Consider the following 8764-nt stretch of genomic DNA (forward strand, 5'->3'; position numbering starts at 1 on the left):
TGATTAGGCTTCGCGTTCTTCGATACGGGCAGCCTTGCCGCGGAGGTTGCGCATGTAGTAGATGCGAGACTGGCGGACCTTACCGGCGCGGTCGAGAACGATGGAATCGATACGGGGGCTGTTCACCGGGAAGATGCGTTCAACGGCAACGGAGCCGGACATCTTGCGGACGGTGAGGGTCTTGGAAACGCCCGAGTTCTTGAGCTGGATGACAACACCCTTGAACGGCTGGATACGTTCCTTGGTGCCTTCAATGACCTTGACGTTGACAGTGACGGTGTCGCCAGCGCGGAAGGCCGGCACATCGGACTTCACGTTTTCGCTATGGATTGCTTCGATGTTCAGGGACATAATGTGTACCTCTTAATTATTTGTCGCCAAATTTAGCATTTAATTTGATTTTTTCAAGGATGTCGGGGCGTCTTTCCTGCGTTCTTTTCAGGGATTCCTGCTTCCGCCATTCAGAAATGTTCTTATGATGGCCCGAAAGGAGCACTTCGGGCACCTTTTTGCCCTCGAATTCCTCCGGACGGGTGTAGACCGGCCATCCCAGTACGCCCTGGGCGAACGAGTCGGTATCGCCGCTTTCGCGGTTCCCGAGGGCGCCGTCGATGAGCCTCACTACCGCATCGGTCACCAGCATGGCGGGCAATTCGCCGCCGCTGACCACGAAATCGCCTATGGAAATCTCCATATCGACCTCGGTCTGGCGGATGCGGTCGTCGATGCCCTTGTAGTGCCCGCACACGAGCACCAGGTGGCTTTCGTGCGAGAGTTCTTCCGCGATCTTGTGCGTAAAGGGCACGCCGTCTGCCGTGAGGTAGATGACCTTGCCTCCGTCCTGCTTCACGCCCGTGCTGCGGATGGCGGCGGCGAGCGGTTCGGGCCGGAGCACCATGCCCGGTTCGCCCCCGTAGGGCACGTCGTCCACCTGGCCGTAGTCGTTTATCGCGAAGTCGCGGAGGTAGACGGTGTTGAATTCCAGGAGCCCTTTCGCCTGTGCGCGCCCCATGATGGATTGCTTCATCGGGGTGAACATCTCGGGGAATATGGTGATGCAGTCGATGACCATCGCGCTAGCCCTCCGCCTTCGCCTCGGAACTGTGGTCCTCGGGGCAGAGCGCCTTCAGGTAGGCCGCGTCGCAAACGATGAACTCGCCTTCGTCGTCGATATCGAGCACGCAGTCGTCAATCCACGGGGCGAAGACCGGCTTCTTGCTGAATTCGGACTGGAACTCCTCGTCGAACCTGATATTGAACGCGTTGACCGTCGGGAGTTCTTCTACGGAGAGAACCTCGCCGATGTCGCGGCCGTCTTCCGTATGGACGCGGAAGCCTTCCAGGTCGTCGATGTAGTACTCGCCCTCGGGGAGCGGGAGCCTCTCGGATTCAGGAATCATCACGTCGCCGTTCACGAAATGCACGAGCGATTCGGGTGTGTCGTAGCCCTCGAACTTGAGGAGCCAGATGTCGTTCGCCTGTTTCGAGTCCTCGATACGCAGGTCCAGTTCCTCGCCGTTCGTCTTCTTCAGGCGCACGTCCTTGAGGCTCTTGTGGCGCGTGAGGTCGTGAGTCAGGGGCATCGCCTTGATGTACCCTTTCACGCCATGCGTGCGCATGAGCTGGCAGACGGTTATGTATTCCTGGGAGTCGGACATTTCTGGTAGGCGGTAGGAATCGGTTGGTGGATGTAAAGGCTACGGGTTTGCGGTTGCTTTGCGGGATAAAAAAAGTCCCGTGCGCGGGGCACAGGACTTTTTAAAAGCGCATGATTAGGCTTCGGCAGGAGCCTCGGCCGGAGCTTCGGCGGCAGCAGCAGCTTCAGCAGCTGCGGCTTCCTTGGCGGCCTTTTCGGCTTCGATCTTGGCGAGGGCCTTGGGGCCGAGCTTCACGGCCTTCTTCTTTTCGGCACGCGGAGTAGCGGTCTTGCCTTCGATAGAACGGCCGGCCTTGATCTCGTGGAACAAGTCGAGGATGCCGACCTGCTTCAGGAGGTTGCGGACGGTGTCAGACGGCTGGGCGCCGACGGAGAGCCACTTGAGAACCTTTTCCTGGTCGAAACGGATTTCGGCCTTCTTCATGTTCGGGTTGTAGAAACCGACCTGTTCGATAAAGCTGTCGTCACGAGCCTTGCGGTTGTCGATGACGATGGCGCGGTAGATCGGGTTGTGGCGCTTGCCGAAGCGAGCGAGACGGATAACAGTTGCCATTTTAACCTCTTTTGGGGTTCCCGGAAACCGGGGGTTGTTGTTTTTTTGCGAAGGCAATATAGAAATAAACCTTTTGTGTGTAAAGGACGGAAATGTAAATTTTTCCGTCTTTTACATACAAATTAACACAAGAAATTGTAAAAATTGGCGATTTCTGATTAAAATCGCCAAAAATTCTCGTTTTTTGCCGAAGGCGTAGGACCCTGGTCCGAGGGCGTTTTCCCGCCTTAATCCTTGTTTTTCAGGATGGCCCGGAGCTCGTTTGCGGCTTTTTCGAGGTCGTCGTTCACGATGGTGAACTCGTATTTCCCCTGTGTTTTCGCGAATTCCATCTCTTTTTTCGCGTTGTGGAGGCGGGTCTGGATGACTTCTTCGGAGTCGGTGCCGCGTCCGCGGAGCCTGCGTTCGAGTTCTTCCTCGCTCGGCGGGAGGATGAGGATGCCGGTCGCCTCGGGGTAGACCTTGTCGAAGTTCACCTTGCCGAACACGTCGATGTCGAACAGGACGCGCTTGCCCTGGCGGAGCATGTCTTCCACGAAGAACTTGGGCGTGCCGTAGTAGTTCCCGTGCACCAGGTTGTATTCCACCAGCGCATCGTCCTTGATCATCTGCTCGAACTCTTCCTTCGTCTTGAAGAAGTAGTGCACGCCGTCGATTTCGCCCTCGCGGGGCTTGCGCGTGGTTGCCGAGATGGAATATACGATGTCCGGGAATTCGCCGATGACCTTGTCCTTGAGGGTGGTCTTGCCTGCGCCGCTAGCGGCGCTCATCACGAAAAGCTTGTTTCTCATGTGGCAAAATGTAGTTAAATTTGGGGCATGTTTTGCAACAGGATTCTCGGAACCACACATCATGGTACATACAAGAAGGTCGTCGATGTCCCGCTTCTGCGCGAGGAACTCACGGCCCGTTCGGTACGCTGCATTGCACGTGACGGCGTGGAAATTGAAATAGAACTGTACGAGGACCTGCAGGAAGGCGACATCGTGGCGGAGACGGAACAGAACGTCTATGCCATCAAGGTGTTCGTGCCGAAGAAGCAGCACGAGGCGGAAGTCCCGCGCATGAACAAGAGCTACCTCTAATAGCCGGATGAGTGTCCCGCTATTTTTCGATGCTCAGGCTTTCGCTTACGCTGATTTTTTCTTTGCCGAGCAGTTTGTACAGCTTGCAGCGGAATAGCGGGATGGCGACGATGACGCCCGTGGTGACAATCGCGATGGAAAGGTAGGCGGTGCCCGGCTTGTTGATGGAGGCCCGGAACAGCAGGCGCATCACGAGCAGGATGTACCAGTGGACGGCGAGAATCACGAGCGCGTTGCGCGAGATGTTGCGGAGGATTCCCTTGACTATTCGAAGCGGCAGGATGTCGGGAATCCGGTCTACGGCGATAAAGGCGGTCAAAAGCCCGATGATGCCGAATGCGGAACTTGCAAGGAACAGGGGCAGGCTTTTGCCGAGGTCGTTGTTCATGATGCTGAAGTTCGGGTCCGGAATTTCGGTGGCCGCGTAGAGGATGAACGACGTGGCGGATGTGGCTACGACGAGGCTCCAGGGAATGCGGTTTTTACCTTTGTTGCAGAGGCGCTTCTGGATGATTCCCTTGCTGATGTAACCGCTGGCGAAGAAGAACAGCACGGTGAGGTCGCGCTCGATTCCAAACGGCAGCCGGATGTGGTGCCTGTACAGGAGCCAGCCTCCCGCGAGGCTTGCGATTGCGGTAATGGCGATGATTATCTTGCTTGCCGTCTCGTCGTCCGCTTTTGCCTTTCCGGACTTGTTGCGGCGATGCTTGCTTGAAATCTGCGAAATGGCGTTTGCAAAACCCTGTACCCCGTAAAATATCAGGCTCACCGAATAAAGCGTGAACACGAACCACAGCGGGCCCGACCCGATGGAGGATTTCCCCGCCACGAAAATCTTTGCGAGGTTCCAGTAGATGTAGTCCCACACGCTTGCGATATGCGGGTGGATGTTCATGATGGTCATGCGCGGCGCCTTCGGGAACAAAGCGAAATTGTAGAGCACCGGGTCTAGCGCAAGGAACAGCAGCGAAAGCAGGATGTAGGGGACAAGCAGGACGCGCGTCTTGTGGATAAAGTAGCTCTTGAAATCGCTGAAGCGCCGTGTGCTGAAAAGCATTCCCGAAATGAAGAAGAAGGCCGACATGCGCATCGCGCTCAGGTGGATCATGTTCATGTGCGCCTGCGGGAACGCCTGCTCCACATGGAAGAGGCACACGAGCAAAAGGACGAATCCCTTGAACTCGTCTATCCACCCAATTCTTGCAGTCCCGTTGCCCATTCCTACCCGCTTGTCATCCCGGCTAGAGCCTATCCCAGACTTGTTCCGGGGGCATCACCGATTAATACCATCTCCTCTCATCCCCAATCGTCGTCATGGGTCCGTGTCCGGGGAATACGACCGTCTCTTTCGGAAGCGAAAGCAGTTTGCTCTTGATTCCGCTGACGAGGGCTTCTTCGTCCCCGCCGAACAAATCGCTGCGCCCGCGGCTGCCTGCGAACAGGATGTCACCCGGGAACAGCAGGGGAGGAACATCCTTTTGCCCGTTGACTTCGCCCGGGTTTTCGCAGTAAAACGCGATGCCGCCGGGAGAGTGCCCTGCGATGTGGAAAACCTGCAACTTGATGCCCGGAACCTCGACGGCATCGCCCTCGGCAAGGTAGTTGCCGAGCCTGGGCGAATGTTCCCGCATCGGGAGCCCGAACATGTCGCTCTGTTCCTCTTGCAAATCGAGCAGGAAGGCGTCTTCTTCGTGAGCTTCGGGCTGCACGCCATACTTGCGGGCGACAAAGGCGTTGCCCAGCACGTGATCCAGGTGCAGGTGCGTGTTCAGGAGCCGACGCACGGTCAAGCCGTTCTTCTCGATGTAACGGGCGAGGGCTTCCTCTTCCTGCTCGTCCGAGACGCTCGGGTCAATCAGGATTGCATCGCCGTTATCGTTGCTCAGCACAAAGCAGTTCACGCCGAAGGGGTTCACGACAAATTGCTTGATAACCATACAAGACAATATAGAAATGTTCCTTTTTTCAGGCGGAAGGCAAACCTTACATACCACAAGAGAAAAAGCCTAAAAACTTAATGTTTTAGGCTTCAGAAAGAATGATTTTTACATACTAAAACCTGCGAAAATGCGGTTTGGTATGTAACCCCTTTGTTTAATGCATTTTGATTGCGAACAAAGTAGTTGTTACGCCTTGATTTCCCAGGTCGAGCCTTCCTTAGAGTCCTTGATGACCACGTTCATCGCGGCGAGTTCGTCGCGGATGCGGTCGCTCTCGGCCCAGTTCTTGTTGGCGCGGGCTTCCTTGCGGGCGGCAATCAGGGCTTCGATCTTGGCGGTGTCGATGCCGTCGCCCACGCCCTTCTTCGCATATTCTTCGCGCGGCTGGTCGAGCTTCAATCCGAAGATCTTGTCGAAGTCGGCGACCAGGGCGGCCTTCTCGCCGTCGTCGATATCGCTCTTGAGCATCGTGTTCATGATGCCGAGTGCACGCGGCATGTTCAGGTCGTCGCCGATGGCGTCCTTGAATTCGTTCTGGAATGCCTTGGCGGCATCGCTTTCGATAGCGGTAGCCTTGCCGATCAGCGGGTCCGTCTTCTTGTGCAAGCTCTTGAGGCCTTCCTTGGCACCTTCCAGAGCTTCCCACGTGAAGTTCAGGTAGTTGCGGTAGTGGCTGCCGATGGCGAAGAAGCGGTAGTCGAGCGGGTTGAAGCCGCGGTCCATCAGGAGCGAGACCGTCAGGAACTCGCCGCTGGACTTGCTCATCTTGCCAAACTTTTGTTCGGTGGTGCCGTCTTCGAGCTTTTCTTCGCTAGCGGTGCGGAGGAACTCGCCGTGCATCCAGAAGCGGGCGAACGGGACGCCGTTGGCGCATTCGCTCTGGGCGATTTCGTTCGTGTGGTGCACGCGGATGTGGTCGGTACCGCCGCAGTGGATGTCGAGCGTGGGGCCGTTGTACTTCATGGCCATGGCGGAGCATTCGATGTGCCAGCCGGGGAAGCCGACACCCCACGGGCTATCCCATTCCATGGCGCGCTTCTTGTCCTTCGGGCTGAACTTCCACAGTGCGAAGTCGGTGGCGTTGTGCTTCTCGCCCATGTCGATGCGGCTGCCCTTGCGGAGGTTTTCCACGTCGAGGCGGGCGAAGTCGGCATAGCGCGGGAACTTGAGGCTGTCGAAGTAGATGCCGTCGGATGTGCGGTAGGTGTAGCCCTTTTCTTCGAGGGTCTTCACCAGTTCAATCTGTTCCTGGATGTGCTGCGTGGCAGGCGTCCAGCGGGTCGGTTCCTGGATGTTCAGGCGGTGCCAGTCGGCCATGAAGGCGTCGGTGTAGAACTTCGCGATGTCCCAGACGGACTTGCCTTCGCGGGCGGCTCCCTTTTCCATCTTGTCGTCGCCGGAGTCGGCGTCGCTCGTGAGGTGGCCCACGTCGGTGATGTTCACGATGTGGTTCACCTTGTAGCCGTAGTAGTTCAGCGTACGGACCAGGAAGTCTTCAAAAATGTAGGTGCGGAGGTTGCCGATGTGGGCGAAATGGTACACCGTCGGGCCACAACAGTACATGCGCACGGCGGGGACGCCTTCCGGGAGAGTGAATACTTCTTTCTTGCGCGATGCGGTGTTGTAGAACTGTAGAGCCATTTTTGCCTCCGGTTAAATCAGCGCGACCTGCGCCGAACGCGGCCAAATATAAAAAAAGGCGAGAGTCGTGACAACGGCACTTGTGCCGATTGGTATGACCGAGCCTAGCTATATGCGTTCCGGAGGGCGCCAATATAAAAAAAGTGAGCAAGGCGAGTAATGCGCGAAAACTTCTTACCTGCATTTTGGGGTTGTCGGTTCGGATGCCATAATTTTTTCATCCATCCGTATGGTCCCTGGCGAATTTTAGTTTGTATGATAAAACGCAGTACAATGTGAAAAAAGATTTTTACAGAAAGAACGGCAATCTGCAAGTTTTGGAACGTAGAGTAACGGGCGGAACGAAAACTCCCGATTTTTCGAGCAATGATGTTTTTTAGTTCAACGGATTTTACCAAAAAAATGCCTGAAAAAAAGGAATAGAAATTATATTGTTATCAAATGGAGTGTGATTTATGAAGATAATCAAATTATCTGTATTTACCGTATCTGCAGTTTTGGGCCTTGTCGCCTGTTCTGAAGAGGGTAATCCGGTTGCAGATTCTGGCAGCGAGGCTTTTCTTCCTACGGAATCCAGCAGTGCTATCATCCAATTCCCTGTGGAATCCAGCAGCTCGTTTATGTTTCCTGTGGACCAGAGCAGTTCGACTGTGCTTCCCGTGGAATCCAGCAGTTCGCTTGTGTTCCCTGGTCTTTCCAGCAGCTCGACCATAACCCCCCCCGTGTGGAGTTCTTCCAGTGAAGACGAAAACGACAACGAGGATGCGAGAACGCTCGATGGTTCCCAGATCCTTCTGAAGGTTTCTGGTACCACGGCCACCGTGGAAAATAACAACGGCTGTGTCGAGGTGGCGGACAAGGCTGCTACCATCACGTGCCCGGGCGCCTACTACGTGACGGGTGAATCTTCCGACTTCCAGGTGGTGGTGAACACCCCGGCGGCCGAGAAGGAAGGCAATACCGGCATCTACCTGCACAACGTGACGCTGAAGAGTTCCAATTCCCCCATCCTCGTGAAGAACGCCGACAAGGCGGTGATCCACCTGGTGAAGGGCACAACCAACGTCCTGGAAGACGGTAACGGCAGCCATGCGTTTACGAACGTCGGCGGGAAGCAGGATACGTCGAAGGCCGTGATCTACTCCAAGGACGACATGAACATCAAGGGTGCGGGCAAACTTACCGTTACGGCCAAGTTCAAGAACGGCATCCAGTCCACCAACGATCTCAAGATCAAGAACGGCGATATCACCGTTACGGCTCCGGAAAACGGCATCAAGGGCAAGGGCAGCCTCGAGATTTCGGGCGGCACCCTGAACATCACTGCTCAAAAAGGCGATGGTCTCGAAAGCGACGAATGCGTAGAAGAAAGAAAGGGAAATGAATTTGTATTCAAGGACACGGTGGCAAACAAGGGCATCGTGAAGATTACAGGCGGCAACATTACGATTAAGGCTGGCGATGACGGCGTCAGCGCTGCGAATTACGTTGTCGTGAACGATTCGACGGAAGCGTCTAAAATCAAGATTACGGCTACCGACAAGGGCCTCGCGGCTGAAAAATTCATCTATGTCAATGGCGGCGACATCAACATCAAAGCGGATGACGATGCCTTGCACACTCATTGGCGCGTTTACATGAACGACGGCAATGTCGAAATCAGCGCCAAGAAGAAAGGCATTCATGCGGATTCCGCTATTTATTTGAAGGGCTCGACGGTCAACGTCACTACGTCTTACGAAGCCATTGAAGCCTATGAGATTTTCGCTGAAGGCGGTGTGACCTCCGTGTTTGCGACCAACGATGGCTGGAACGCTGCAGGCGGTCCCAAGAACCCCAACAGTTCCATGGCCATGTTCAGTGAAAGCAGTGGCAATATCGTCATTAG

General features: G+C 55.4%; 10 protein-coding genes. 2 read left to right on the forward strand and 8 right to left on the reverse strand.

Annotated features, from left to right (window positions below):
* Positions 1–3: 3 nt before the first annotated feature.
* The 5 genes from rplS to gmk all read right to left on the reverse strand — a co-directional run bounded on the left by rplS (position 4) and on the right by gmk (position 3001).
* Positions 4–351, reverse strand: a complete 348-nt coding sequence (gene rplS / locus IK012_RS11940) for a 50S ribosomal protein L19 (protein ID WP_088636839.1) — start codon at positions 349–351, stop codon at positions 4–6.
* Positions 352–367: 16 nt separating this feature from the next.
* Entirely contained in the window at positions 368–1072 is a 705-nt protein-coding gene (gene trmD, locus IK012_RS11945; protein WP_173383369.1) for a tRNA (guanosine(37)-N1)-methyltransferase TrmD, read from the reverse strand.
* 4 nt (positions 1073–1076) lie between these two features.
* On the reverse strand, positions 1077–1658 hold the full coding sequence (gene rimM, locus IK012_RS11950) for a ribosome maturation factor RimM (RefSeq protein WP_173379699.1): 582 nt from the start codon (positions 1656–1658) through the stop codon (positions 1077–1079).
* Between the two features lie 114 nt (positions 1659–1772).
* Positions 1773–2210, reverse strand: coding sequence for a 30S ribosomal protein S16 (gene rpsP, locus IK012_RS11955; protein ID WP_290954923.1), 438 nt, complete (start codon positions 2208–2210; stop codon positions 1773–1775).
* Positions 2211–2437: 227 nt separating this feature from the next.
* Positions 2438–3001 (reverse strand): guanylate kinase, encoded by a 564-nt coding sequence (gene gmk / locus IK012_RS11960; RefSeq protein WP_290954925.1) that lies wholly within the window; start codon positions 2999–3001, stop codon positions 2438–2440.
* Positions 3002–3028: 27 nt separating this feature from the next.
* Between gmk and IK012_RS11965 the strand changes: the two genes are divergently transcribed.
* The gene (locus IK012_RS11965) at positions 3029–3295 is read left to right on the forward strand and encodes a hypothetical protein (protein WP_290954927.1); all 267 of its coding nucleotides are present in this window, start codon (positions 3029–3031) and stop codon (positions 3293–3295) included.
* Positions 3296–3314: 19 nt separating this feature from the next.
* Here the strand turns inward: IK012_RS11965 and IK012_RS11970 are convergent, their stop codons facing one another.
* From IK012_RS11970 to cysS, 3 genes are all read right to left on the reverse strand, one after another.
* Positions 3315–4514 (reverse strand): acyltransferase, encoded by a 1200-nt coding sequence (locus tag IK012_RS11970; protein ID WP_290954929.1) that lies wholly within the window; start codon positions 4512–4514, stop codon positions 3315–3317.
* 61 nt (positions 4515–4575) lie between these two features.
* Positions 4576–5232 (reverse strand): MBL fold metallo-hydrolase, encoded by a 657-nt coding sequence (locus IK012_RS11975; protein ID WP_290954931.1) that lies wholly within the window; start codon positions 5230–5232, stop codon positions 4576–4578.
* 189 nt (positions 5233–5421) lie between these two features.
* On the reverse strand, positions 5422–6876 hold the full coding sequence (gene cysS, locus IK012_RS11980; RefSeq protein ID WP_290954933.1) for a cysteine--tRNA ligase: 1455 nt from the start codon (positions 6874–6876) through the stop codon (positions 5422–5424).
* A gap of 455 nt (positions 6877–7331) precedes the next feature.
* On the opposite strand from cysS, the gene IK012_RS11985 reads away from it, so the two are divergent.
* The coding region (locus tag IK012_RS11985) for a carbohydrate-binding domain-containing protein (protein WP_290954935.1) at positions 7332–8764 on the forward strand (1433 nt) is incomplete at its 3' end.

This window comes from Fibrobacter sp. (genome assembly GCF_017551775.1).
Taxonomy (GTDB): Bacteria; Fibrobacterota; Fibrobacteria; order Fibrobacterales; family Fibrobacteraceae; genus Fibrobacter.